The sequence below is a fragment of the Amycolatopsis sp. NPDC051106 genome (genome assembly GCF_040682775.1).
In the GTDB taxonomy this organism is placed as follows: domain Bacteria; phylum Actinomycetota; class Actinomycetes; order Mycobacteriales; family Pseudonocardiaceae; genus Amycolatopsis.
Window position 1 is genome coordinate 1 of record NZ_JBFBBQ010000047.1, and the last position, 21,742, is coordinate 21,742.

Consider the following 21,742-nt stretch of genomic DNA (forward strand, 5'->3'; position numbering starts at 1 on the left):
CAAAACCCAACGGGCGCCCGCACCCGCGCGCCCCCCGCGACCGGGCGACGTGGATCACCCGGTCGCGGACCCCGCGCGGGCGTATGCTCGCGAGCGGACAGGAGGGGATTTCCATGGCAGGCCACGAAATCACCGACCGCATCGCCGACCTGATCGACGAGGAGCACCGGCTGCGCAAGGGCGCCCTCCACCACGGCGGGCTGACCGCCGACGAGCGGCTCCGCCTCAAGGACCTCGAACGTCAGCTCGACGCGGCCGTCGACCTGCTGCACCGGCGCCAAGCCCTGTCGGTCTTCGACGACGACTGACGACGACTGACGCCCAGCTGTCCCCGCCGGTGCGATCAGGAGTGCCGCAGCAGGGCGCCGAAGCCTTCCCAAAGGTCGACGCGCTCGTCCAGCACCACGACCTCCGCGCCCGTGGCGACCGCCGCGAACGGGATCGCCTCGTCCGCCCGGCGCTGTTCCGGCTGCGACACGCCGAGCGCCTGCAAGCCGGCTTTGCCCACGGCGACCTGCGCCGGGTCCGGGCCGCCGAAGACCGACGCCTCGCCGGGCGAGCCCACCAGCAGCGTCTCGACGTTCGCCTCGGCGAGCGCGTTCGTCACCGCCTCCAGGCCGCTCACCGCCAGGCCGCCTTCGCGGCCCGTGCCCGCGCGGAACCGGTCGGCCAGGTCGTCCAGCGCCGCGAGGTGGCGGTTGGCCAGTAGCTCGTGGACCTGCCGGTCCAGCTCCTCGCGCGCCGAGCCGCCGGCCCGGCTGCCCGCGTCGACCTCCGCGGCGATCCGGCGGACCGGCTCCGGCAACGTCTGGTGGAGCGCCGTGCGGGCCTGCTTCTCGCCGGCCAGGACGGCCAGCCGCGCGCCGCACCGCTCGACCGCCTTCGCCACGTGGTCGGCGATGGTCACCAGGTTGCGGCGGGCCGTCTCCTCGGCGGCGTTCTGGAGGTTGTGGTGCGCCGTGCCGCCGCCGCGGACCTTGTGCACCGGGTGATCTTCGCCCTCGACCGTCGTGGTGCGCGGTTCGCCGCCGGCGTACTCGGTGATCTCGGCGCCGACCCGGTCGGCCACGACGAGCACGTACCTCGGGTTCTCCTCGGTGTGCGTCGCGAGCGGAAGCAGGTAGGGCAGCGGCGAGAACCGGACGATCTGCCGCGGCGGCGGTGCGGCCAGGCGCCGGCCGAGCAGCACCGAGCCGTGCGCGGCGACGATGCTGCGGCCGGCCTTGCCGACGGGCGGCTCGCTCTCGCGGATCGCCCTCAGGACGGCGTCCACCGTCTCGGCGTCGGCGCGCTGATCGCTCAGTGCGGCCTCGATCTCCTTCAGCCGGAGCTCGAGCTGCTTGGCGGCGTCTTCGGTGTCGTGCGAAAAGTCGAAGTGCACGGAGACGAACGGCCCGGAAACCGTGGTGAGATCGCGCAACGCGGATGTGTCCACAGTGGACTTCTCTCGGCGCTCGTGGACGGGAGCAGGCAGCGGTTACCGCGCGTGTCGGGGGCTAAACGTCGCCGAGCGCGGACCGGACCCCCGCCACCACGTCCGGGTGACCCAGCGGCAGCGGCGGGGGCACGCGGTCCTCCGGCCCCTCGGTGGTCGAGGCGATCAGCCGCACGTCCGTGCCCGCTTCGCGCACCTTGGCCACGACCTCGTCGCGCTCGGCCAGCCACTTTTCGTTCGCCTCCGCGGCGTCGCCGGACGGGAGGAAGGCGTCCGAGGCCGGATCCACCAGCAGCAGGTGCGCGGCCGCGCCCAGGTGCCGCTCGACGAGCTGCAGGGCATCCGCCGCGAACGGACCGCTCGCCACGACGGCGATCTCGGGGTCGCCGGGCCCGTGGTCGCCCACCAGGTCGTCGGCCTCGGTCAGCGCACCGCCGGCGGGAATCCGGCACCAGAAGATCCCGCGCTGCTCGGCCAGTGGCCGCCAGGTCGCCGGCAGCTCGTCGTGCCGGGCGGCACCGGCCGGGTCGAGCACGATGATCTTGGGCCCGGCCGGGTCGCCGGCGGTGACCACCGACGGGCCCTCGGAGCGAGCGGGTTCGGATTCGACGGACATGGGTGGTTCCCTTCAGCGACGGGGGAGTTCGGGGGAGTCGGTGTCGAGCGGCACCGAGCCGGAACGGACGAGTCCCAGCTGGACGGTCTGGCGGCCGGTCAGCCGGTCCAGAACCCAGTCGACGGCCGTGCGCACGCGGTTGCCGGGCATCGCCATGAGGTGGTAAGCGCGGGTCACGACCTTCGCCGGCAACCCGGAAAGCGGGATGTGCAACGGGTTCGCCGCGGCGGCGCCGGCACCGAGGTCGACGACGAAGCCGAGGTCGTGGTGGCGGTAGGTGCCGGGGCGGCCGTACCCCAGCGACGCCGCGACGTTGCGCCCGGCGAGCTTCCCCTGCCGCTCGGCGTGCTGCGCGGTCATCGCCGTGTACTGACCGGGGCGGGTGAGGTCGGGCACCGCGGCCGCGTCCCCGCAGGCGAAGACGTCGTCACGGCCGGGCACGTTCAGCTGCTCGGTGACGCAGAGCCGGCCCTTGGCCGTCTCGAGCCCGAGGTCGGCCACCAGCGGGTCCGGCCGCACACCGACGCACCAGACGAGGGTGCGGGTCGGCACCGGTTCGCCGTTCGTCAGCGTGACGCCCTTGGCGTCGGCGTGGTCGACGGAGGTTTTCATCAGCACCTCGACCCCGCGGGCGCGCAGCACATCGTCGGCGGTCTTGCCCAGGCGCTTGCCGAGCTCGGGCAGCACCCGCTCGGCGACGTCGAGCAGCAGCCAGCGGATCCTCTGCCCGGCCAGTTCGGGGTGGCGCGCGGCGAGGGCATCGGTGAACGCGGGGCCCTGCGCGGCGACCTCGGTCCCGGTGTAGCCGGCGCCGACGACGACGAACGTGCAGCGCGCGTCGCGTTCGGCGGGGTCCTCGGCCGCGGCGGCCAGCTCGATCTGGCGGGTGATGTGGTCACGCAGGTACAGCGCTTCGGGCACCCCGCGGAACCCGTGCGCGTACTCCGGGACACCGGGGATGGGCAGGAGCTTGTTGACGCTGCCCGCGGCGAGCACCAGCCGGTCGTAGCCGATCCGGTGTTCCTGGTCCTCCGGGTCCGTGTAGGTGACGTGCCGGGTGTCGAAGTCGACTCCGGTCGCGACGCCGAGCACGAGGCGGACGCCGGGCAGCGTCTCGGGGATCGAGACCGTCACGCGGCGCGGGTCGAGGATGCCGGCCGCCACTTCGGGCAGCAGGGGCAGGTAGAGGAAGTAGTCGGTGGGGTTGAGCACGACCACTTCGACGTCCTCACCGGCACTCTTCCGGAGGCTCTTCGCCGCGTGGTAACCGGCGAAACCACCGCCGACGATCACGACTCGCATGGATCTCCTTCCGGGCCGGATTTCCGTCTCCGGCGATTACCCGAGGTCAGAGCGGGGAAACCCCGCAGGGTTGACCTGGTGGCCCAGTGGCGTACGGTCAGAGGGGTTGGCTGTTGTTCAGAATCAAGTGCTCCGGTCAGCGCCCCTGCACGCTGCGTTAGGGAGCGCCATGTACTGCTTTCGCACGATCGACGAACCGTCCGGCCTGACCTTCACCACCACCGAGCGACCGGGCGGGATCCGCGTGGTCACCCTGGTCGGGGACATCGACGCGGCCACTGTCGAAATTCTCGACGAAGCCCTCGCCGCGGGCGAGCGGCTGGTCGTCGACCTCACCCGGGTCGCCTTCCTCAGCTGCGCCGGTGTCCGGTCGCTGCTCGAGGCGAACACCCGGGCCGAGCTCGCCGTCGTCCCCGGCGGCCACGCCGTCACCCGCTCGCTGGAGGCCACCGGCGCGGACGTCCTGCTGGAGATCCACCCCCGGGTCGGTGCCGCGCTCGCCGAGCTGACCCCGGTGCCCGAGCCCGGCCGGGAGGCGTGACCGCCCGGCGGTCCCGCCTCCCGCCGTCCACTGTGGATGCTTGTGGTCAGTCGTCCGGCCAGTCGCCGGTGGCCTTCTCGTACCCGATGGCCCCCGCGCGTTCGGTCGCGGCCTTGACCGCGGCGAAGATCGCGCCCTGCACCGCCGCCGCGATGATCACCTGCCGCCAGGTGTAGTCGCGGTCGGTGGCGTCGGGCGCGTCTTCGTCGCCGGACACGCGCTTCCAGACCTGCTTGAACGCCTGGCCGGCGAGAATGCCCCCGAGGGCGCCGACGACCCAGCTCAGCGGCTTGTACAAAACCTTGTTCACGAGTCGTTCCTCCGTCGCAGGATCAGCCGGATCACGATCAGCAGGCCCAGCACGCCGGCGAAGATCGGCACCGGGTTGCTCCGCACGACCTCGGCGCCCTGGCGGAACTTGACCGCGGTCGGCTCGTTCGTCACGTCGGCGACCTTCGCGGTCGCCTGGTCGAGCTTCTCGTCGACGTTCTCCTTGACCCGGCTCTTCACGTCGAGCTTCTGCCCGAGCGCTTCCAGGGTCTCGCTCAGTTCCTCCCGCGTGGTGTCCCGGTCGAGCCGCGCCTCTTCGGCGTTCTTCGGGAAGTCCCCGCTCATGAGTGCACTCCCTGCTTCACGGTGTCCACGTCCTGCCGGACGCCGCTGATGGCTTCTTCGGGCACCGGTGGCACGCCTTGGGTGACTTCCTTCTTGCCGACCAGCGCTGCGACGCCGGCGACCAGGAACAGCGCGACCGCGACGATCACCGCGGCCAGCCAGCCGGGCACCACCAGCGCGAGCGCGAGCACGGCGGCCGCGACCAGCGTGCCGGCGCCGAGCAGCGCGAACACGCCTGCCGCACCGAACAGCCCGGCGCCGACGCCCATCTTCTTGCCCTTGCGCTGCAGTTCGAACACGGCCAGCCGCATCTCGTCCCGGACGAGCCGTTTGACTTCGTCGGTCAGGTCCGTCACCAGCTCGCCGACCGAGCGGTCGGCCGCCGGCTTCTTGTTCACTTCTTCGATCACGGAACACCTCCTTGTCTGTACGCCGTGTACCCGATCCGCCCAGCGTCAACCGCGCCGGGTTTGACCGGTGCGGCACCGGGTAGCCGGATCACCCGACCCCGAAGAGGAGGAGAGTGCATGAGCACGATCACCGAAATCGTGGACGTGGAAGTCCCCGTTTCGACCGCCTACAACCAGTGGACGCAGTTCGAGGAGTTCCCGCGGTTCATGGAGGGCGTCGAAGAGATCCGCCAGGTCGACGCCACCCACACCCACTGGGTGACCCGGTTCGGTGGCGTGACGCGCGAGTTCGACGCGACGATCACCGAGCAGCACCCCGACGAGCGGGTCGCCTGGACGTCCGACTCCGGTCCGGACCACGCCGGCGTGATCACCTTCCACCGGCTCGACGACGCGCACACCCGGGTGACCGCCCAGATGGACATCGACCCCGAGGGCTTCGCCGAAAACGTGGCGGACAAGCTCGGTGTCCTCGACCGCCGCGTGAAGGGCGACCTGAAGCGGTTCAAGGAGTTCATCGAGCAGCGCGGCGGCGAGACCGGCGCGTGGCGCGGTGACGTGGACCGCCCGGGGAGCTAGCGATACACCAGCGTCACACGATCGGGTGACACGGCGGGGCGGACACCGCCCCGCCGTGTTTCGCGTCCGGGGGCCTCGGGTAGGCCGCACGCATGACGACCAACCCAGTCCCGGCCGTGGAGCTGAACAACGGCGTGCGGATCCCGCAGTTCGGGTTCGGTGTGTTCCAGATCCCGCCCGAGGAGACGGCCCGGACCGTGCGGACCGCGCTGGAGGCCGGCTACCGCCACCTCGACACGGCGCAGATGTACCGGAACGAAGAGGGCGTCGGCGCCGGCATCGCGGAGTCGGGCGTCGCGCGGGAAGACGTGTTCGTCACGACCAAGCTGGCCAACGACGCGCACGGCCACGACAACGCGATCACGGCCCTGGAGGGCAGCCTGCGGCGCCTGGGGTTCGAGTACGTCGACCTGTACCTGATCCACTGGCCGTTGCCGCACAAGGACAACTACGTCCGGACCTGGCTGGGCTTCGAAGACATCCTGCGGGCGGGCAAGGCCCGTGCCATCGGCGTCTCGAACTTCCGGCCCGCTCACCTCGACCGCCTCGCCGAAGAGACTTCCGTGGTGCCCGCGGTCAACCAGATCGAGCTGCACCCGGCGTTGCAGCAGACCGAGCTGCGCGCCTACCACCAGGAGCACGGCATCGCCACCGAGGCGTGGAGTCCCCTGGCCCAGGCGGAGGTCCTCGACGACCCCGTGCTGACGGACCTGGCCGAAAAGCATGGCCGGACGGCCGCGCAGGTGGTGCTGAGGTGGCACATCCAGCTCGGCACCATCGTCTTCCCCAAGTCGTCTTCGCCGGAGCGGATCAAGCAGAACATCGACGTGTTCGGCTTCGAGCTCGACGACGAGGACATGACGGCGATCGGCAAGCTGGACGCCGGCCGCCGCACCGGTCCGGACCCGGACACCTTCACGGGGTGACCGCGGCGTTTCCCTCCGCGACCGGCCGGGTACTTCACCCGAAGAGGTCCCCCCAGGAGAAGGAGCGTCCCGGCATGACCACGAACGCCTACCTGTCGTTCCTCGCGATCGGCGTGGTGCTGGTCCTGATCGACGGGCAGATCATCTATCGCAGCGGCCGCCGCTACCTGGAGAACTCCTACGGCGACCCGGCGGCCGGCGCCTCGATGACCCGGCTGGTCACGGTGTTGTTCCACCTGGCGACGCTGGGCGTGCTGGCGCTCATCTCGACCATCAACATGGGTGACAGCGACCTGCCGGGTGTCGTCGGGCGGCTCGGCGTGCTGCTGCTGATCCTCGCCGTGGCGCACGCGATCACGCTCGCGGCCCTGTCCCGCATCCGTGGCGAGCAGGAAGTGGAGGCAGTCGTGCAGCGCGGCGGCCGGCAGCGGCGGGACCCCGAGCCGCAGGGCCCGACGGTGAACCCGGTGCCGGGTCAGCCGGGCGCGTACCCGGACGTCAGCCCGTCGCTGGAGAACCGGTCCCCGTACTCGGCTTCGTAAGCGGAATCCGGTTCGAGGGCGGCACTTCCCGGTCGGAGGTGCCGCCCTCGTCCGTGCCGCGGGGTCAGCGATCCGCCGGCAGGTCGACTTCGGTGTGCCGGGTGGCGAGCGTCCGGGCCAGGTCGGCCAGCTTGACGTTGAGGTCCTGGGACGCGCGGCGCAGCACGTCGAACGCTTCGTCGGCGGTGATGCCCCGGCGTTGCATGAGAATGCCCTTCGCCTGGCCGATCACGTCCCGGCTCTCGACCGCGCGGCGCAGGTGCGCCGTCTCCAGTTCGGTCGCCGCCACGGCCTCCGTGTGTGCCAGCGCCAGGGACGCGTGCGTCGCCAGCAGGAGCGCCAGGTCGATCGCGTGGCCGTCGAACGCGCCCGGCCGGCTCGAGTAGATGTTGAGCGCACCCGAATGCCGGGGCGGGTGGGCGTCCGGAAGCAGGGCCGTCGCCAGCACCGAGTGGTAGCCGTGGGCGGCCGCGGCCGGGCCGAACGACGGCCAGCGCGGGTCGTTCGCGACGTCCTGGGACCAGGCGATGGCCGGGCCGTCGGGGCGGGCCGACTCGACGCACGGACCTTCGCCGTGGTCGTACTGCACCTGGTCGAGCAGCACCGCGACCGGATCGGTCTCGACCGGCGTGTGGTAGCTGCCGTCGGGTTCCCGCAGGGTGACACTGACGAGGTCGGCGTCCGGCACGAGCGCGCTCGCGGCGCCGACGACCAGCCTGAGCACGCCGCCGACGGTCGGGGTCACGTCCAGGAGCGCGCGCGTGAGCTCGGCGAACTGGCCGGCCAGCGGGCCGGCCGGCTGGGCACCGTCCCGGCCGAACCCGGCCCGCTCCCGGGCCCACTCGTCCTCGCCGATGCTCATGCGTCTCCGTCGTCTCGGGGGTGGGCCCCCATTCAACCCGATGCCGGTGCTCCACCGCGCGAGCCGGCCGCCTCGCGCAGCGCGGCCCGCGCCCGGTCGACGAAACCCGGACCCGGCCACAGCTGGTCGGCCTGCGGCATCCGGTCGGACAGGTCCGGGTGGGGCAGCGTCGCCGCGGCGTCCCGGACCGCCAGGACCTCCTTGCCCAGCTCGGCCCGCCGCTCGGGTGAGCAGGTGAGCCGGACCTGACGCACCGCCGCCGGGCCTTCGTCGTGGACGTGGCGGCGCACGGTGCGGATCAGCCCGCCCAGCAGGCGCTCGAACCGCGTCTCCTGCGGTCCCACGCCCTCCAGCTCACGCATCAGGCCCTCCGCCTCCGCGAGGTCGCCTTCGCCGTCGATGAAGGACTCCTCGGCGACGGCGTGGCGGACGAGCTCCGCGGTCAGGTGGTCGGCGAGGTCCTTGCGGTTCTCGGGACTGCCCTGGCCGAGCTCGATCTCGGTGCACAGCCGGTCCAGCTCGCGGTGGTCGCCGGCGAGCACGGTGGTCAGGTCGGTTGCGGGCTGGCTGCCGTTCATGCACGCTCCTGGTCCGGACTCGGATTTTCCCGTAAGGGATACCCGCTGCCCGGCCGTCGAATCCCGTGTCGGACAGGCGCGGGGAGGGTATTCGTCAGGACAACCGGCCCCCGAGGAGGATGACCATGGCAGCGCCGTCGTCGGTGATCGAGCGCGAGCGCAAGTACGAGATCGTGGCCGGCAGCGGGGTGCCGCGGCTCGTCGGCGTCGCGGGCGTCGAGACCCAGGACGACCCCGTCGAGCAGGTTCTCGATGCGTCCTATTACGACACCGGGACCTACCGCCTGGCCAGGAGCGGCATCACGGTGCGGCGCCGCGTCGGCGGGCACGACGCCGGCTGGCACCTCAAGCTGCCCGTCTCCGCCGACGAGCGGCAGGAGATCCAGCTGCCGCTCGGCGGTGACCCGAACAAGGTCCCCGGCCGGCTGCGCCGGCTCGTGCGCGCCTACACGCTGGGGGAGAAGCTGGTGCCGATCGCGCACCTGCGCACCGACCGGTTCGCCCACCGGCTGGCCGACGGCGACGGCCGGACCGTCGCGACCCTCACCGACGACCACGTGACGGGGGAAGCCGGCGGCGAGAGCGCGCGGCTCGACGAGTGGCGCGAGCTGGAGCTGGAGCTCGACCCCGCGACCGAACCGGGCCGGCTCGAGGAGTTCGACCGGGCGCTTGCCGAAGCCGGCGCCTCGGCCTCGCCGTGGCCGTCGAAGCTGCGGCGCCTGATCGGCGACCGCGTTCCGGCGCCGCCGCGCGGCCGCAAGAAGCCGACGGCGGGGGACGTCGTGCTGGCGTCGCTGCGCGAGCACTACGCCCAGCTGCGCCGAGCGGACGTCGGGGTGCGCCTGGACGTCGAGGACTCCGTGCACCAAATGCGCGTCGCGACCCGGAAGCTGCGCAGCGCGCTGCGCACGTTCGGGTCCATTGTGGACAAGGACGCCACCGCGCCACTGGCGGCCGAGCTGAAGTGGCTCGGGCAGCAGCTGGCGCCGGCCCGCGACGCGGAAGTGACCGAGCAGCGGCTGCGCGAGCAGCTCGACGACGTTCCGTCCGAGCTGGTGTTCGGGCCGCTGCGCCAGTACCTCACCCGCTACTTCGCCCGTGAAGCCGAGGAAGGCCGCACCCGGGCGATGACGGCGCTGGACGGCAAGCGGTACCGGAACCTGCTGCGCGCGCTGGACGCCGTGGTGGAGGAGCCGTCGCTGACCGGCCGGGCGCGCAAGCCCGCGAAGGCCGCCCTGCGCAAGCCGGTGCGCAAGGCCGAGAGGAAGCTGCGCCGGGCCGAAGCGGCGGCTCGCGGTCTGGACGGCCACGAACTCGAGAAGGCCCTGCACGAGGTCCGCAAGAAAGCGAAGCGGGCCCGGTACGCCGCCGACACCGTCAAGCCGGTCTACGGCAAGAAGCTGCGGCAGTGGCGCAAGAACGTCAAGGCCGTCCAGAGCACGCTGGGGGAGCACCAGGACACCGCGGTCGGCCGCGACGTCCTGCACCACCTCACCATCGCCGGGCACGGCGAGGGGCAGAACACGTTCACGTTCGGGATGCTGTACGAGCGCGACGCCGAGCGGGCGGAGCGGCTGCGCGAGCGCTTCGCGGGCGAGTGGCGGCGGCTCCGCAAGGGCGGACGGCCGGGCTGGCTCCGCTGACCCGCGCTGCCGGCCCACGCTGAAACGTCTTGAATGAGTCGTTCAGGGCCTCCGAAGACCTGGATGACTCATTCAAGACGTCGGCGAGGGGGCGGGAACGGGGCGGGACTCAGCCTTCGCCGGTGAGCTTCCCGCGGAGCTGCTCCAGCGTTTGCGACAGCAGCCGGGAGACGTGCATCTGGGAGATACCGACGCGGTCGGCGATCTGGGTCTGGGTCAGCCCGCCGAAGAACCGCATCACGAGGATCGCGCGCTCCCGCTTCGGCAGCTCTTGGAGCAGCGGCTGGAGGGCCTCGTGGTTCTCGACCATCGCCATCTCGTGGTCGGGTTCGCCCATGGTGTCCGCCAGCGACAGCGCCTCGGCGTCGTCGTGCACCGGCTTGTCGACGGAAAGGGCCTGGTAGGCGTTGCCGGCCAGCAGCCCTTCGCGGACTTCGTCGACGTCCAGGTTCAGGTGCTCCGCGAGCTCGGTCGGGGTGGGCGCGCGGCCCAGGCGCTGGGACAGCACCGCCGAACCCTGGCTCAGGGACAGGTGCAGCTCCTTGAGCCGCCGCGGGACCCGCACCGACCAGCCGGTGTCCCGGAAGTGGCGCCGCACCTCGCCCATGATCGTCGGCACCGCGAAGGACAGGAAGTCGTGGCCGCGGGCGGGGTCGAACCGGTCGACCGCGTTGATCAGGCCGATCCGGGCCACCTGGACCAGGTCCTCGCGCGGCTCGCCCCGACCCGAGAAGCGGGTGGCGATGTGCTCGGCGAGCGGCAGCAGCTCGGTCACCAGCTTGCTGCGGACGACGTCGCGCCGCGGGTCGTCGGGGCCGAGGGTGCCCAGTTCCTCGAACAGCGGCTCGCAGTGGGCATATTCGTCCGGGCGGTGCAGGAGGGTTTTCCGCTCGCCGCTCACGCGCTCGTTCCCGGGTTGAGCACCAGTTCGATCGTGACGATGCCCGCGCCTCCTCCGGGCAGCACGTCACAGTGCGCGGTCACCGAGCGGCTGAGCGTGGTCAGCACGTGCCAGCCGAAGGTGCGGTCGCTCGGGGGCCGCGGGTCGTTCGACCGCGTCGAGATGGTCACGTGCAGGCCGTCGGCGCCCTGCCGGAACCGGCAGTGCAGCTGAGTGCCCAGCTCGGCCAGCTGGACGAGCTGGGCACAGGCCTCGTCGACGGCCATCTTGGCGTCGGCGATGGCGTCCAGCCCGAAGTCCGCGCGTGAGACCACGCCGTGGGTGAGCATGCGGACGAGGGGGATCTGCTCAGCCATGGCGGGCAGGCGCAGCTCCACCAGTTCCTCGAGCAGCTCTTCCAGCGTCGGCTTGGCGCCGTGCGAGCCACCGCTTCGTGTTTCTTCCATACGTGAGGTACTACCCATCCGGGCTAATGACGACACTTCGTGGTCAGGGGTTTCCGGTTCGGTCACCGGCCGAGCGCCCGTTCGAGCTCTTTCTTGCTCATTGTCGAGCGACCGTTGATGTTCCGCTTCTTGGCCTCGTTGTAGAGCTGGTCCTTGGTCGGGCCGCCGGGACCCTTGCGGTTGCCGGAACGCTCGCCGCCGCGCTGCTGGGGCGACTTGTCCTTCAGGGACGTCTTGCTGGCCTGCCGGGACTCGCCCGACTGCGCGCGGTTCTTGTTCACCGTGCGGGCGGCGATCTCCTTCGCCCGTTTGGTGCCGGCTCCGCGGTCCTCGGCCGAGTCCTTGACGTGCTCGTACTGGCGTTCGCGCTTCTTGCTCCACGACTGAGGCATGACAGCTCCCTTCGTACTCACGGACCGAATACCCGGTCGATCATCGGGTAAACGTCCCCTCACCGGCGACGACAGCAGTATCGGACACCCGGTTACCCACGCCGTCGAGCGGGTAAGCGGGTCGAAACCGAGAGGAGGCGCCGATGCGGATCGGCTACACGCTGATGACCGAGCAGGCCGGGCCGAACGAACTGGTCCGGTTCGCCGCCGGTGCGGAACACGCCGGCTTCGACTTCGAGGTCATGAGCGACCACTATTCGCCGTGGCTCGTTGAACAGGGCCACGCGCCGTACGCCTGGAGTGTGCTGGGCGCGGTCACGCAGACCACCGAACGGGTCGAGCTGATGACCTACGTGACGTGCCCGACCATGCGCTACCACCCGGCGGTGGTCGCGCAGAAGGCGGCGACCGTGCAGGCGCTGTCGGGCGGCCGGTTCACGCTGGGGCTCGGGGCGGGCGAGAACCTCAACGAACACGTCGTCGGCCGCGGCTGGCCGCCGGCGAACGTCCGGCACGACATGCTCGCCGAGGCCCTGCAGATCATCGGCGGCCTCTTCGACGGCGGGTACTTCGACTACGAAGGCAAGCACTTCCGCGTCGACTCGGCGAAGCTGTGGGACCTGCCGGAGAGGCGGACGCCGATCGGCGTCGCGGTGTCCGGTTCGCAGTCGATCAAGCGGTTCGCCCCGGTCGCGGACGCGATGATCGCCGTCGAACCGAAGGCGGAGCTCTCGAGCGAGTGGGACGCGACGAAGCCCGGCCCGCCGACCCGCAAGATCGGGCAGATGCCGGTGTCGTGGGGCACCGACCGCGAGGCCGCGGTGAAGCGCGCCCACGAGCAGTTCCGCTGGTTCGCCGGGGGCTGGAAGGTCAACTCCGAGCTGCCGGGGCCGGCCGGGTTCGCCGGTGCGACGCAGTTCGTCCGCGAGGACGACGTCGCCGGGTCGATCCCGTGCGGCCCGGACGTCGAAGCGATCGTCGAGGGCGTGCGCGAGTTCGAGAAGGCGGGCTTCACCGACGTGGCGCTCGTCCAGATCGGCGGGGACCAGCAGGAGGGCTTCCTGGACTTCGCCGAAAAGGAGCTGCTCCCGGCGTTGCGGGCGTAGCTCCACCCGTTCGGGCTAACGCGGATCTCCGTCAGCAGGAGTAGGACGCGGAGTACAGGACTTTCCCAGCGGCGGGAGGTGCGGATGACGGAGGTGAAGCCGGCACCGAGCCTGCAGGCGGTGCCTCTGGCGGTGGCGCGGCGCGGGCCGAAGGGCGGCACGCTGCTCGCGCTGCTGCGCACCACCGACCCGAAGCAGATCGGGCTGCTGTACCTGACGACGTCGTTCGCCTTCTTCATGGCGGGCGGCGCGATGGCGCTGCTGATGCGCGGGGAGCTGGCCCGGCCCGGGCTGCAGTTCCTGTCGCCGGAGCAGTACAACCAGATGTTCACCATGCACGGCACGATCATGCTGCTGCTGTACGCGACCCCGAACCTCTTCGGGTTCGCGAACTACATCCTGCCGCTGCAGATCGGCGCGCCGGACGTCGCGTTCCCGCGGCTCAACGGGTTCGCCTACTGGCTCTACCTGTTCGGCGGGCTGATCGTGATCAGCTCGTTCCTGACCCCGGGCGGCGCGCCCGACTTCGGCTGGACGGCGTACACGCCGCTGTCCAACGCCATCCACTCGCCGGGCGTCGGCGGCGACCTGTGGATCATGGGCCTGATCGTGTCCGGGCTCGGGACCATCCTCGGCGCGGTCAACATGGTCACCACGATCGTGTGCCTGCGCGCGCCCGGGATGACGTTGTGGCGGATGCCGATCTTCACCTGGAACATCCTGTTCACCGCCGTCCTGATCCTGCTGGCGTTCCCGATCCTCACGGCCGCGCTGTTCGGCCTGGAGGCGGATCGCCGGCTGGGGGCGCACGTGTTCGACCCCGAGAACGGCGGGGCGATCATGTTCCAGCACCTGTTCTGGTTCTTCGGCCACCCCGAGGTCTACATCGTGGCGCTGCCGTACTTCGGGATCGTCACCGAGATCGTGCCGGTGTTCAGCCGGAAGCCGCTGTACGGCTACCGGCTGATGGTGTTCGCGACCGTCGGGATCACCGGGCTCTCGGCGGTGGTGTGGGCGCACCACATGTTCGCCACCGGCGCGGTGCTGCTGCCGTTCTTCTCGATCATGACCTTCCTGATCGCCGTGCCGACCGGGATCAAGTTCTTCAACTGGATCGGCACGATGTGGAAGGGGCACCTGAGCTTCGAGACGCCGATGCTGTGGTCGATCGGCTTCATGGTGACCTTCCTGTTCGGCGGCCTCACCGGCGTGATCCTGGCGTCGCCGCCGCTGGACTTCCACGTCACCGACTCCTACTTCGTCGTCGCGCACTTCCACTACGTGCTGTTCGGCACGATCGTGTTCGCGACGTTCGCCGGGATCTACTTCTGGTTCCCGAAGATGACCGGCCGGCTGCTCGACGAGCGCCTCGGCAAATGGCACTTCTGGACGACGTTCATCGGCTTCCACACGACGTTCCTGATCCAGCACTGGCTGGGTGACATGGGGATGCCGCGCCGGTACGCGGACTACCTGTCCACGGACGGCTTCACGACGCTGAACACGATCTCGACGATCGGCGCGTTCATCCTGGGCGCGTCGACGCTGCCGTTCATCTGGAACGTGGTGAAGAGCTACCGCTACGGCGAGCAGGTCCTGGTCGACGACCCGTGGGGCTTCGGCAACAGCCTCGAATGGGCGACGACGTGCCCGCCGCCGCGGCACAACTTCCTGGACCTGCCGCGGATCCGGTCGGAGCGGCCCGCGTTCGAGCTGCACCACCCGGAGGTCGTCGAGCAGATGAAGGAGGAGCGGTACGTCCGCTCCAAGCGGGCCCAGGCCCGGGTGCTGGACCGAGGCGGGAAGCCGCCCGCGTCGCGGGAGGGGCACGCGGGCACGGCGGGTTCGTCGCGCTGACCCCGCCGTGCCGGTGGCCGCTCAGGCGGTGCGTGCTCCGGGGCCGCAGCGGAGAGCGTCAGGCGCCGGTCGGCCTCCGTGACCCGCAGGGCCCGGCGGACCATCGGGTTCGTCCCGGTGATCACCTGCAGGTCCGTGCCGTTCTGTTCGGCCTGCAGCGCCGCGTGCAGCAGCACGCGGACACCCGCCACGCCGAGGAAGTCCACTTCGGATAGATCGAGGGTCAGCCGCTCCGGGGTCGCCCACAGGCGGTCCGCGAGCAGAGCGGCCAGGTGACCGGCCGTCGCGGTGTCGAGAGCGCCGCGGGCGGTGATCAGCACCGCGTGCGGGGCGGGCCACGCCGTGCGCAGCCGCAGGGCAGGATTTCGAGGTCGGGGGATCATCACGCCGGTTCGCCGCCGTCCTGGTACCGCGCGGAGCCGGGGCGCCGCGCTCGGGGTGTTCCGAGCCGGCTGCTGTGCTGAACCGATACCCGAGCCTAACCGGGTGAGAGCCGCCCGCAACCGCCGTTACTCCGAACGGGCGTGTGGCGCGCGACGGCGGTGACCGCTTGTGCCTGCGGTGAACGGGATGCAGTAATCTCGCGTTGGACCCGTTAAAGCGCTAGCGGCCCACTAGTGGCGCGCGCCCGGGTCCTCCCTGGTTGAGAGCGCCCTGAGAACCGAGAAGAGGGGCGTCACCAGGATGACGGGCGGCGATGAGCGGCTCACCGCGCGGTTGGACGAAGTCACGGTAGCGATGGAATCGCTCACCTCCATGCTGGACTCGGAGCTCGATCTCGGTCAGATGCTGCAGGCGATCTGCGACCACGTGGTGCAGGTGGTGCCGGGGGCCGACATGGCGAGCATCACGCTGGTGCGCGAAGGCGTGCCGGAGACGGTGGCCAGCACCGACCAGCGGGCGGTGAACTTCGATCGCGAGCAGTACCGGATCGGGGACGGCCCGTGCCTGCGCGCGGCCGAGACCGGGCAGCCGGTGCGCGTGGGTGTCGGCGCCGTCGGCGACGTGTGGCCGCAGTTCGTGTCGAAGGCCGAACAGCTGGGGGTGGCGAGCTTCCTGGCCGCGCCGCTGACCGTGGACGGCGACATGGCCGGTGCGGTCAACCTCTTCGGTTTCGGCGAGCACGGCTTCAGCGAGCTGGGCACGAAGATCCTCGAGCTGTACACGGCGACGGTGGTGTTCGGCCTGCGCAGCGCGCGCCGGTACTTCGCCGCCCGCGAGCTGATCGACCAGCTGAACCGGGCGCTCGAGACGCGCGCGGTCATCGACCAGGCCAAGGGGATCCTGATGGCCGCGCACCGGATCACCGCGGAGGAGGCGTTCCAGCGGCTGGTGAAGCGGTCCCAGGACGGCAACCGCAAGCTGCACGAGGTGGCGGCGGAGTTCGTGGAGGCGGTCGCGACCACGACCGCGTGACGTCCCGCGTACCCAGGCGGTCGGTTCGCGTACCTGGACAGTCGGCTCGCGTACCTGGACGGTCGGCTCGTGAGCCGACCCTCTGGGTACGGCTAGCCGGCCGGGACCTCGTCCGGGGGTGCGTCCGTTTCCGCCACCGGGTCGGGCCGGTGCCTGCTGCGCTGGCACGTCGTGCAGACCAGGGTGCGGCCGAGCACGGTCCCGTCGTCACCCACGACCTGGGCCACGTGCATCGTGGGGAAGCCGCAGACTTCGCAGGGCAGCGACCCGTCCTCACGGCTGATGCGGAGCTGGGTGCCCATCCGGCCTCCTGGTGTGACGTGGGTCTCACCACCTTGCCGGGTTCCCGGCCGGAGACCGGTGAATTCACTCGTTCGGCCTAGCGTCGGCGGTCTCCGGGAACCCGGTCGGTGCCTCTTGTGTTGGGTGGGGTGAGGCCGGGTAACCGGCCGGCGGAAAGGGTTGACCCGGGGATTGCCGGAGGGGAGCGAACATGCGAGACAAGCGGAACGACCTGCGACCGGTGGCGGACCTGCTGCTGGAAGGTGGGGACACGCCGGGGCAGGCCGCGACCCGGCGCAAGGCGGCCTTGGCCGTCGCGGCGAACGCGAAAGACTCCGAAGACTGCGCGCAGCTGCTCGACATGCTGGGTCTGCACCGGGTCAGCGGACGCAGCAGCGAGGTCGCCTGACGCACGACGCACCCGGAGCCCGCCGAGACCCCCGGTCCGGCGGGCTCCGGCACGTCACCCTCCGCCACCACGCCGCGTTTCGCGGCCCGGCCACGCGGGTATCGCTGCCGGTGAGGAGGTCGAGACATGGCCAGACCGGTGTGGAGCGGCGCGCTGAGCCTGGGGCTGGTCACCGTTCCGGTGGAGCTGTACCCGGCGGTGGCGGACCACACGATCCACTTCCACCAGTTCGAACGCGGGACGTCGGACCGGATCCGCAACCGCAAGGTCAACGAGCGGACCGGCGACGAGGTCACCCAGGACGAGATCGTCAAGGGTTACGACCTCGGCGGCGGCGACCACGTGCTCGTCGAGCCCGACGAGCTGGACGAAATCGCTCCCGAGCGGTCCCGGCGGATCGACATCGAGCAGTTCGTCGAGCTCGACGAGATCGACCCGTGGTTCTACGACCGCACGTACTGGCTCAAGCCGGCGAAGGAGGATTTCGCCAAGGCGTACGGCCTGCTGCTGCAGGCGATGGACCGCAGCGAGAAGGCCGGGGTCGCGAAGTTCGTGTTGCGCGGCAAGGAATACCTGTGTGCGGTCCGCGCCGGCGAGGACGTCATGGTGCTCAACACCCTGCACTTCGTCGCCGACCTGCGGAAGCCGAAGGACGTCATGGGCGGCCTGCCCAGCCTCCCGAAGCCGCGGCCCAAGGAACTCGACATGGCGCTCTCGCTCGTCGACGAGATGACCGCGCCGTGGAAGCCGGACGATTACCGCGACGAGTACTCCGAGCGCGTCGAGGACCTGATCAAGGCCAAGAAGCAGGGCAAGGAGATCGCCCACGAAGAGGAGCCGGAGCAGTCGGCCGACGTCGTCGACCTGTTCGAGGCGTTGTCGCGCAGTGTGAAGAACCGCAAGGGCGGCGGCGGCAAGAAGCCCGAGAAGAAGGCGGCGAAGAAGAAGGAGCCCGACCTCGCGGAGCTGTCCAAGTCCGACCTGGACAAGCTGGCCCGCGAGCAGGGCGTGAAGGGCCGGTCGAAGATGACGCGCGCCGAGCTGGAGAAGGCGCTGAAGGCCTCGTGACCGAAGTGACCGGACCCGGCTGGCGCGAACCGACCCTGGCCACGCTCACCGGCCGCCGGTTCTCCGACGAGGACTGGATCTACGAGCGGAAGCTGGACGGCGTCCGGGCGATCTGCGTGCGCGACTCGGGCACGCCGACGCTCTACTCGCGCAACCACAAGGTGATGGACAACGCCTACCCCGAGCTCGTCGAAGCCCTCGCGGCCCAGGGCGGGCCGCGGTTCGTGGCCGACGGCGAAATCGTGGCGTTCGACGGCGGCAACACCAGCTTCGCCGCGCTGCAGCCCCGGATCCACGTCAGCGATCCGGACCGCGCGCGGGCGACCGGCGTGCGTGTCTACTACTACCTGTTCGACCTGCTGTACTACGACGACCAGGACACGACCGGGCTCCCGCTGCGGCAGCGGAAGGCGTTGCTGCGCGACGCGTTCGACTTCGAAGACCCGCTCCGGCTGTCGGCGCACCGCAACACCGAGGGCGAGAAGTTCTACGCGGAAGCCTGCCGGCGGGGCTGGGAGGGCGTCATCGCGAAGCGGGCCGACGCGCCGTACCACCACGGGCGGTCACCCGACTGGCTGAAGTTCAAGTGCGCGCAGGGGCAGGAGCTCGTCATCGGCGGCTTCACCGATCCGCAGGGCGCCCGGCACGGCTTCGGCGCGCTTCTGCTCGGCTACCACGAGGACGGCGGCCTGAAGTACGCCGGCAAGGTCGGTACCGGGTTCGACGAACGACTGCTGTCGTCCCTGCACGCACAGTTGCGCGAGCGCGAGACGAAGCGGTCGCCGTTCGCCGGGGCGGTGAAGGAACCCGGCGCGCACTGGGTCCGGCCGGACCTGGTCGCGCAGATCGACTTCTCCGAATGGACGCGCGACGGGCGGCTGCGGCACCCTCGGTTCGCCGGGCTGCGCGAGGACAAGAAGGCGGCGGACGTGGTGCGGGAGCGGGCGTGAGCGACGAGATTTCCCATGCGGACAAGGTGTACTACCCCGCCGACGGGCTGACCAAGGGCGACGTCGTCGAGTACTACCGGACAGTCGCCGAGGTGATGGTGCCGCACCTGCGCGGCCGCCCGCTCACCCTGCGGCGGTTCCCCGACGGCATCGACGGGCAGGGCTGGTTCCAGAAGCACCCGGGGGAGCACTTCCCGGACTCGATCCGCGTCGAGAGCGTCCCCCGGCGGGGTGGCGGCACGGACGACTACGTGGTCTGCGACGACGCCGGGGCGCTGGACTACCTGGCGCGGCAGGGCACCCTGGAGTTCCACGTCTGGCTGGCCACGGCCGACGCACCGGAGCGGCCCGACCGGCTGGTGCTGGACCTCGACCCGCCGGACGGCACGCCGGTCGCCGAGCTGCGCGCGGTCGCGCGGCGGATCCGCGACCACTACGAGCGGGTCGGCCTGACGCCGTTCGTCCAGGCGACCGGCGGCCGCGGCTTCCACGTGCTCGCGCCCCTCGACGCGAAGTCGGACACCGAAGCCGTGCTCGAGCTGTCCCGCGCGCTGGCCGACGCCGTCGCCGCGGACGACCCGGACCGCCTGACGACGGCCCAGCGCAAGGACAAGCGCGGCGACCGGATCTTCCTGGACGCCAACCGCAACGGATACGCGCAGACGTTCGTCGCGCCGTACTCGCTGCGCGCCCGCCCCGGCGCGGCGGCCGCGACCCCGCTGGACTGGCGCGAGCTGGGCAAAGCCGAGCCGGACGGCTGGAGCCTCGCCAAGGAGAAGCAGCGCTTGGCGCGCAAGGACGACCCGTGGCGCAATCTGGACGAGCACGCGGGGTCGGCGGAAGCGGCGCTGAAGCAGCTCACTTGAGAGTCTTGCCCGCCGCCTTCAGGTCCGCGACGAAGGCCGCGTAGGCCTCGTCGCGGTCCGGGGCGCGCAGGACGGCCGACGGGTGCACGGTCGCGACCGCCGACGGCACCAGTTCGGCCACGTCTTCGGGCGCTTCGACGGGTTCGCCGCGGTGGGCCGTCAGCCGGAACTTCGGGCCCAGCAGCGACTGCGCGGCCGTCGCGCCCAGCAGCAGCACCAGCTCCGGGCGCACCGCGCGCAGCTCGGCCAGCAGCCACGGCCGGCAGGCGACCACCTCGGTGCGGCCGGGCTTCTGGTGGATGCGCCGCTTCCCGCGTTCGTCGCGCTTGAACTTGAAGTGCTTGACCGCGTTGGTGACGTACAGCGCCTTCCGGTCGAACCCGGCTTCTTCGAAGGCCCGGTCCAGGAGCCGCCCGGCGGGGCCGACGAACGGCTCGCCCGCGAGGTCTTCCTTGTCACCCGGCTGCTCGCCGACGACCAGGACCTTCGCCTTCTTCGTCCCCTCGCCGAAAACGGTCTGCGTCGCGTCCTGGTACAGGGCGCATCCGCGGCAGCCGGCCGCGGCCGACCGCAACGTGTCGAGATCGGTGCTGTCCGGCGGCTCCGCTCCGTGCGTCTGCGGCATGAGCGGGGAAGTTCCCCGTTCCCCGGCCGGGTAAACCACGGTGCCGGCCCGCGCGGCCATCGTCTCCGACGGGTCGGCCCTGCTCGGGCTCGGTGACCGGGGGCCGGCCGCCGCGCTGCCGGTGATGGAGGGCAAGGCGGCGCTGCTCAAGCGGTTCGCCGACGTCGACGCGTGGCCGATCTGCCCGGTCAGCCGCGAACCCAACGACCTCGTCCGCACCGTCAAGGACCTCGCGACGTCGTTCGGCGCGATCAACCTCGAGGACATCGCCGCGCCGCGGTGCTTCACGATCGAACGGCGGCTGCACGACGAGCTCGACATCCCGGTCTTCCACGACGACCAGCACGGTACGGCGGTCGTCGTGCTCGGCGCCCTGCACAACGCGCTGAAGCTGACCGGCCGCGAGCCCGGGAAGACGTCCGTCGTCATCGCCGGCGCCGGCGCGGCCGGCAGCGCGATCGCGCGGCTGCTGCTGCGCGCCGGCTACCGCTCCGACGGGATCGTCGTCTGCGACAGCGAAGGCGTGCTGCACCCGGGCCGGGATCTGACGGGGGAGAAGGGGTGGCTGGCGGAGAACACCAACTCCGCCGGAGCCACCGGAAGCGTGCAGGACGCGGTGCGCGGCGCGGACGTGTTCGTCGGCGTCAGCGCGGGCGGACTCCTCAGCCCGGGCGACATCGCCGCGATGGCCGATCGCGCGATCGTGTTCGCCCTGGCCAACCCGGATCCGGAGGCCGACCCCGACGCCGCGCGCGAGCACGCGGAGATCGTCGCCACCGGCCGCAGCGACTTCCCCAACCAGATCAACAACGTGCCGGCGTTCCCGGGGATGTTCCGCGGCCTGCTCGACTCGGGCGCGCCGCGGGTCACCGGCGAGATGCTGCCGGCGGCGTCGCGCGCCCTGGCGGACGTGGTGGGGGACGACCTGGACGCGGGCCACATCGTGCCGAGCGTGTTCGACGAGGCTCTGGTGCCGGCGGTGGCGGACGCGGTCGCCGGCGCGGCGAAGGCGGCCGAATAGTCCTTTGTGGACCCTGGGCTCAGTGCGGGCCGGTGGCCGGGGAGGTGCCGTCGGGCGCGGGCTTGCGGGTCGTCTCGGCACGGGCGATGTGCCACGCGACGAGCGCGCCGGCGCCGACCGTGCCCCAGAGCACGAGCCCGGCGTCGCGGGCGAAGAGGCCGACGACCAGCATGACCACCGCGGTGATGTCGCACAGCACGAGCAGCAGGTTCCACCGCTGGGCTTCGCGCAGGGTGCGGCCGGCGAAGGCGGCCGCGAACGCGGGGTCACTCGCCTGCAGTTCCCGCTCGATCTCGTGCAGCGCGTGGCGTTCGCGATCCGGCAGCATGATGGGCCTCCTCGCCTCGGCTGTCT

27 protein-coding genes and 2 pseudogenes are annotated in these 21,742 nt (G+C 71.3%); 14 read left to right on the plus strand and 15 right to left on the minus strand.

Translation table 11 applies throughout. The features are described from left to right. The first annotated feature begins 113 nt into the window (after positions 1-113). Positions 114-308, plus strand: coding sequence for a DUF2630 family protein (locus tag AB0M83_RS29795; protein ID WP_364521724.1), 195 nt, complete (start codon positions 114-116; stop codon positions 306-308). Positions 309-343: 35 nt separating this feature from the next. On the opposite strand, the gene AB0M83_RS29800 is transcribed toward AB0M83_RS29795, so the two are convergent. The 3 genes from AB0M83_RS29800 to AB0M83_RS29810 all read right to left on the minus strand — a co-directional run bounded on the left by AB0M83_RS29800 (position 344) and on the right by AB0M83_RS29810 (position 3,353). Further along, the gene (locus AB0M83_RS29800; RefSeq protein WP_364521726.1) at positions 344-1,435 is read right to left on the minus strand and encodes a Vms1/Ankzf1 family peptidyl-tRNA hydrolase; all 1,092 of its coding nucleotides are present in this window, start codon (positions 1,433-1,435) and stop codon (positions 344-346) included. A gap of 61 nt (positions 1,436-1,496) precedes the next feature. Beyond that, positions 1,497-2,051 carry a hypothetical protein gene (locus AB0M83_RS29805; protein ID WP_364521728.1) on the minus strand — a complete coding sequence of 185 codons (555 nt, stop codon included), beginning with the start codon at positions 2,049-2,051 and terminating at the stop codon, positions 1,497-1,499. 12 nt (positions 2,052-2,063) lie between these two features. After that, entirely contained in the window at positions 2,064-3,353 is a 1,290-nt protein-coding gene (locus tag AB0M83_RS29810) for an NAD(P)/FAD-dependent oxidoreductase (RefSeq protein ID WP_364521730.1), read from the minus strand. A gap of 169 nt (positions 3,354-3,522) precedes the next feature. On the opposite strand from AB0M83_RS29810, the gene AB0M83_RS29815 reads away from it, so the two are divergent. Continuing rightward, a complete protein-coding gene (locus AB0M83_RS29815; RefSeq protein ID WP_364521732.1) occupies positions 3,523-3,894 on the plus strand; it encodes an STAS domain-containing protein in 372 nt (123 codons plus the stop codon). A 46-nt stretch (positions 3,895-3,940) separates the two neighbouring features. Here the strand turns inward: AB0M83_RS29815 and AB0M83_RS29820 are convergent, their stop codons facing one another. Genes AB0M83_RS29820 through AB0M83_RS29830 form a run of 3 tightly spaced genes read right to left on the minus strand, consistent with a single transcriptional unit; the run spans position 3,941 to position 4,919 of the window. Next, complete coding sequence (locus AB0M83_RS29820; protein WP_364521734.1) at positions 3,941-4,204, minus strand: DUF4235 domain-containing protein; 264 nt, start codon at positions 4,202-4,204, stop codon at positions 3,941-3,943. Continuing rightward, positions 4,201-4,509, minus strand: a complete 309-nt coding sequence (locus AB0M83_RS29825; RefSeq protein ID WP_364521736.1) for a DUF3618 domain-containing protein — start codon at positions 4,507-4,509, stop codon at positions 4,201-4,203. The genes AB0M83_RS29820 and AB0M83_RS29825 overlap by 4 nt, the downstream gene beginning before the upstream one ends. After that, the gene (locus AB0M83_RS29830) at positions 4,506-4,919 is read right to left on the minus strand and encodes a phage holin family protein (RefSeq protein ID WP_364521738.1); all 414 of its coding nucleotides are present in this window, start codon (positions 4,917-4,919) and stop codon (positions 4,506-4,508) included. Before AB0M83_RS29830 ends, AB0M83_RS29825 begins: the two co-directional genes overlap by 4 nt. A gap of 117 nt (positions 4,920-5,036) precedes the next feature. On the opposite strand from AB0M83_RS29830, the gene AB0M83_RS29835 reads away from it, so the two are divergent. The 3 genes from AB0M83_RS29835 (at position 5,037) to AB0M83_RS29845 (ending at position 6,966) form a co-directional block, all read left to right on the plus strand. Then, entirely contained in the window at positions 5,037-5,498 is a 462-nt protein-coding gene (locus tag AB0M83_RS29835) for an SRPBCC family protein (RefSeq protein ID WP_364521740.1), read from the plus strand. Positions 5,499-5,590: 92 nt separating this feature from the next. Beyond that, complete coding sequence (locus AB0M83_RS29840; protein ID WP_364521742.1) at positions 5,591-6,424, plus strand: aldo/keto reductase; 834 nt, start codon at positions 5,591-5,593, stop codon at positions 6,422-6,424. A gap of 74 nt (positions 6,425-6,498) precedes the next feature. Beyond that, complete coding sequence (locus AB0M83_RS29845; RefSeq protein ID WP_364521744.1) at positions 6,499-6,966, plus strand: hypothetical protein; 468 nt, start codon at positions 6,499-6,501, stop codon at positions 6,964-6,966. Between the two features lie 64 nt (positions 6,967-7,030). On the opposite strand, the gene AB0M83_RS29850 is transcribed toward AB0M83_RS29845, so the two are convergent. Together AB0M83_RS29850 and AB0M83_RS29855 are read right to left on the minus strand one after the other, a co-directional pair. After that, entirely contained in the window at positions 7,031-7,828 is a 798-nt protein-coding gene (locus AB0M83_RS29850) for a GAF and ANTAR domain-containing protein (RefSeq protein WP_364521746.1), read from the minus strand. A gap of 32 nt (positions 7,829-7,860) precedes the next feature. Continuing rightward, positions 7,861-8,406 (minus strand): hemerythrin domain-containing protein, encoded by a 546-nt coding sequence (locus AB0M83_RS29855; protein ID WP_364521748.1) that lies wholly within the window; start codon positions 8,404-8,406, stop codon positions 7,861-7,863. 125 nt (positions 8,407-8,531) lie between these two features. Here AB0M83_RS29855 and AB0M83_RS29860 point away from each other — a divergent pair, with 125 nt between their 5' ends. Further along, complete coding sequence (locus AB0M83_RS29860) at positions 8,532-10,049, plus strand: CYTH and CHAD domain-containing protein (RefSeq protein WP_364521750.1); 1,518 nt, start codon at positions 8,532-8,534, stop codon at positions 10,047-10,049. A gap of 109 nt (positions 10,050-10,158) precedes the next feature. Here the strand turns inward: AB0M83_RS29860 and AB0M83_RS29865 are convergent, their stop codons facing one another. From AB0M83_RS29865 to AB0M83_RS29875, 3 genes are all read right to left on the minus strand, one after another. Then, a complete protein-coding gene (locus tag AB0M83_RS29865; RefSeq protein ID WP_364521752.1) occupies positions 10,159-10,950 on the minus strand; it encodes a SigB/SigF/SigG family RNA polymerase sigma factor in 792 nt (263 codons plus the stop codon). Next, positions 10,947-11,396, minus strand: coding sequence for an ATP-binding protein (locus AB0M83_RS29870; RefSeq protein WP_364521754.1), 450 nt, complete (start codon positions 11,394-11,396; stop codon positions 10,947-10,949). Before AB0M83_RS29870 ends, AB0M83_RS29865 begins: the two co-directional genes overlap by 4 nt. A 62-nt stretch (positions 11,397-11,458) precedes the next feature. After that, positions 11,459-11,788, minus strand: a complete 330-nt coding sequence (locus tag AB0M83_RS29875) for a plasmid stabilization protein (protein ID WP_364521756.1) — start codon at positions 11,786-11,788, stop codon at positions 11,459-11,461. Between the two features lie 143 nt (positions 11,789-11,931). Between AB0M83_RS29875 and AB0M83_RS29880 the strand changes: the two genes are divergently transcribed. Together AB0M83_RS29880 and ctaD are read left to right on the plus strand one after the other, a co-directional pair. Further along, complete coding sequence (locus tag AB0M83_RS29880) at positions 11,932-12,894, plus strand: TIGR03557 family F420-dependent LLM class oxidoreductase (protein ID WP_364521758.1); 963 nt, start codon at positions 11,932-11,934, stop codon at positions 12,892-12,894. Positions 12,895-12,978: 84 nt separating this feature from the next. Next, positions 12,979-14,751, plus strand: coding sequence for a cytochrome c oxidase subunit I (gene ctaD / locus AB0M83_RS29885; RefSeq protein WP_364521760.1), 1,773 nt, complete (start codon positions 12,979-12,981; stop codon positions 14,749-14,751). Positions 14,752-14,816: 65 nt separating this feature from the next. Here ctaD and AB0M83_RS29890 read toward each other — a convergent pair. Continuing rightward, positions 14,817-15,134: pseudogene (locus tag AB0M83_RS29890) on the minus strand (STAS domain-containing protein); the annotation flags it as partial. 301 nt (positions 15,135-15,435) lie between these two features. On the opposite strand from AB0M83_RS29890, the gene AB0M83_RS29895 reads away from it, so the two are divergent. Next, on the plus strand, positions 15,436-16,167 hold the full coding sequence (locus AB0M83_RS29895) for a GAF and ANTAR domain-containing protein (protein WP_364521762.1): 732 nt from the start codon (positions 15,436-15,438) through the stop codon (positions 16,165-16,167). A 92-nt stretch (positions 16,168-16,259) separates the two neighbouring features. Here the strand turns inward: AB0M83_RS29895 and AB0M83_RS29900 are convergent, their stop codons facing one another. After that, positions 16,260-16,469 carry a hypothetical protein gene (locus AB0M83_RS29900; RefSeq protein ID WP_364521764.1) on the minus strand — a complete coding sequence of 70 codons (210 nt, stop codon included), beginning with the start codon at positions 16,467-16,469 and terminating at the stop codon, positions 16,260-16,262. A gap of 191 nt (positions 16,470-16,660) precedes the next feature. On the opposite strand from AB0M83_RS29900, the gene AB0M83_RS29905 reads away from it, so the two are divergent. The 4 genes from AB0M83_RS29905 to ligD (AB0M83_RS29920) all read left to right on the plus strand — a co-directional run bounded on the left by AB0M83_RS29905 (position 16,661) and on the right by ligD (AB0M83_RS29920) (position 19,742). Beyond that, positions 16,661-16,858 (plus strand): hypothetical protein, encoded by a 198-nt coding sequence (locus tag AB0M83_RS29905; RefSeq protein ID WP_364521766.1) that lies wholly within the window; start codon positions 16,661-16,663, stop codon positions 16,856-16,858. 126 nt (positions 16,859-16,984) lie between these two features. Further along, a complete protein-coding gene (locus AB0M83_RS29910) occupies positions 16,985-17,926 on the plus strand; it encodes a Ku protein (protein ID WP_364521768.1) in 942 nt (313 codons plus the stop codon). 5 nt (positions 17,927-17,931) lie between these two features. Then, a complete protein-coding gene (gene ligD, locus AB0M83_RS29915) occupies positions 17,932-18,876 on the plus strand; it encodes a non-homologous end-joining DNA ligase (protein ID WP_364521838.1) in 945 nt (314 codons plus the stop codon). Then, positions 18,873-19,742, plus strand: coding sequence for a non-homologous end-joining DNA ligase (gene ligD / locus AB0M83_RS29920; RefSeq protein ID WP_364521770.1), 870 nt, complete (start codon positions 18,873-18,875; stop codon positions 19,740-19,742). Before ligD (AB0M83_RS29915) ends, ligD (AB0M83_RS29920) begins: the two co-directional genes overlap by 4 nt. On the opposite strand, the gene AB0M83_RS29925 is transcribed toward ligD (AB0M83_RS29920), so the two are convergent. Then, positions 19,735-20,367: a UdgX family uracil-DNA binding protein gene (locus AB0M83_RS29925; protein ID WP_364521772.1), complete on the minus strand. Its 633-nt coding sequence runs from the start codon at positions 20,365-20,367 to the stop codon at positions 19,735-19,737. The genes ligD (AB0M83_RS29920) and AB0M83_RS29925 overlap by 8 nt on opposite strands. Before the next feature lie 55 nt (positions 20,368-20,422). Between AB0M83_RS29925 and AB0M83_RS29930 the strand changes: the two are divergent. Continuing rightward, a pseudogene (locus tag AB0M83_RS29930) lies at positions 20,423-21,388 on the plus strand (malic enzyme-like NAD(P)-binding protein); the annotation flags it as partial. Between the two features lie 19 nt (positions 21,389-21,407). Here the strand turns inward: AB0M83_RS29930 and AB0M83_RS29935 are convergent. Further along, positions 21,408-21,716: a DUF3040 domain-containing protein gene (locus AB0M83_RS29935; protein WP_364521773.1), complete on the minus strand. Its 309-nt coding sequence runs from the start codon at positions 21,714-21,716 to the stop codon at positions 21,408-21,410. Between the last annotated feature and the right edge of the window lie 26 nt (positions 21,717-21,742).

Excerpts from the sequence above, each read along its gene's own strand:
- AB0M83_RS29795 (WP_364521724.1), top strand. The coding sequence starts at position 114 with ATGGCAGGCCACGAAATCACCGACCGCATCGCCGACCTGATCGACGAG.
- AB0M83_RS29805 (WP_364521728.1), bottom strand. The coding sequence starts at position 2,051 with ATGTCCGTCGAATCCGAACCCGCTCGCTCCGAGGGCCCGTCGGTGGTC.
- AB0M83_RS29810 (WP_364521730.1), bottom strand. The coding sequence starts at position 3,353 with ATGCGAGTCGTGATCGTCGGCGGTGGTTTCGCCGGTTACCACGCGGCG.
- AB0M83_RS29815 (WP_364521732.1), top strand. The coding sequence starts at position 3,523 with ATGTACTGCTTTCGCACGATCGACGAACCGTCCGGCCTGACCTTCACC.
- AB0M83_RS29825 (WP_364521736.1), bottom strand. The coding sequence starts at position 4,509 with ATGAGCGGGGACTTCCCGAAGAACGCCGAAGAGGCGCGGCTCGACCGG.
- AB0M83_RS29835 (WP_364521740.1), top strand. The coding sequence starts at position 5,037 with ATGAGCACGATCACCGAAATCGTGGACGTGGAAGTCCCCGTTTCGACC.
- AB0M83_RS29840 (WP_364521742.1), top strand. The coding sequence starts at position 5,591 with ATGACGACCAACCCAGTCCCGGCCGTGGAGCTGAACAACGGCGTGCGG.
- AB0M83_RS29845 (WP_364521744.1), top strand. The coding sequence starts at position 6,499 with ATGACCACGAACGCCTACCTGTCGTTCCTCGCGATCGGCGTGGTGCTG.
- AB0M83_RS29850 (WP_364521746.1), bottom strand. The coding sequence starts at position 7,828 with ATGAGCATCGGCGAGGACGAGTGGGCCCGGGAGCGGGCCGGGTTCGGC.
- AB0M83_RS29855 (WP_364521748.1), bottom strand. The coding sequence starts at position 8,406 with ATGAACGGCAGCCAGCCCGCAACCGACCTGACCACCGTGCTCGCCGGC.
- AB0M83_RS29860 (WP_364521750.1), top strand. The coding sequence starts at position 8,532 with ATGGCAGCGCCGTCGTCGGTGATCGAGCGCGAGCGCAAGTACGAGATC.
- AB0M83_RS29870 (WP_364521754.1), bottom strand. The coding sequence starts at position 11,396 with ATGGAAGAAACACGAAGCGGTGGCTCGCACGGCGCCAAGCCGACGCTG.
- AB0M83_RS29875 (WP_364521756.1), bottom strand. The coding sequence starts at position 11,788 with ATGCCTCAGTCGTGGAGCAAGAAGCGCGAACGCCAGTACGAGCACGTC.
- AB0M83_RS29880 (WP_364521758.1), top strand. The coding sequence starts at position 11,932 with ATGCGGATCGGCTACACGCTGATGACCGAGCAGGCCGGGCCGAACGAA.
- ctaD (WP_364521760.1), top strand. The coding sequence starts at position 12,979 with ATGACGGAGGTGAAGCCGGCACCGAGCCTGCAGGCGGTGCCTCTGGCG.
- AB0M83_RS29895 (WP_364521762.1), top strand. The coding sequence starts at position 15,436 with ATGACGGGCGGCGATGAGCGGCTCACCGCGCGGTTGGACGAAGTCACG.
- AB0M83_RS29900 (WP_364521764.1), bottom strand. The coding sequence starts at position 16,469 with ATGGGCACCCAGCTCCGCATCAGCCGTGAGGACGGGTCGCTGCCCTGC.
- AB0M83_RS29905 (WP_364521766.1), top strand. The coding sequence starts at position 16,661 with ATGCGAGACAAGCGGAACGACCTGCGACCGGTGGCGGACCTGCTGCTG.
- AB0M83_RS29910 (WP_364521768.1), top strand. The coding sequence starts at position 16,985 with ATGGCCAGACCGGTGTGGAGCGGCGCGCTGAGCCTGGGGCTGGTCACC.
- AB0M83_RS29925 (WP_364521772.1), bottom strand. The coding sequence starts at position 20,367 with ATGCCGCAGACGCACGGAGCGGAGCCGCCGGACAGCACCGATCTCGAC.
- AB0M83_RS29935 (WP_364521773.1), bottom strand. The coding sequence starts at position 21,716 with ATGCTGCCGGATCGCGAACGCCACGCGCTGCACGAGATCGAGCGGGAA.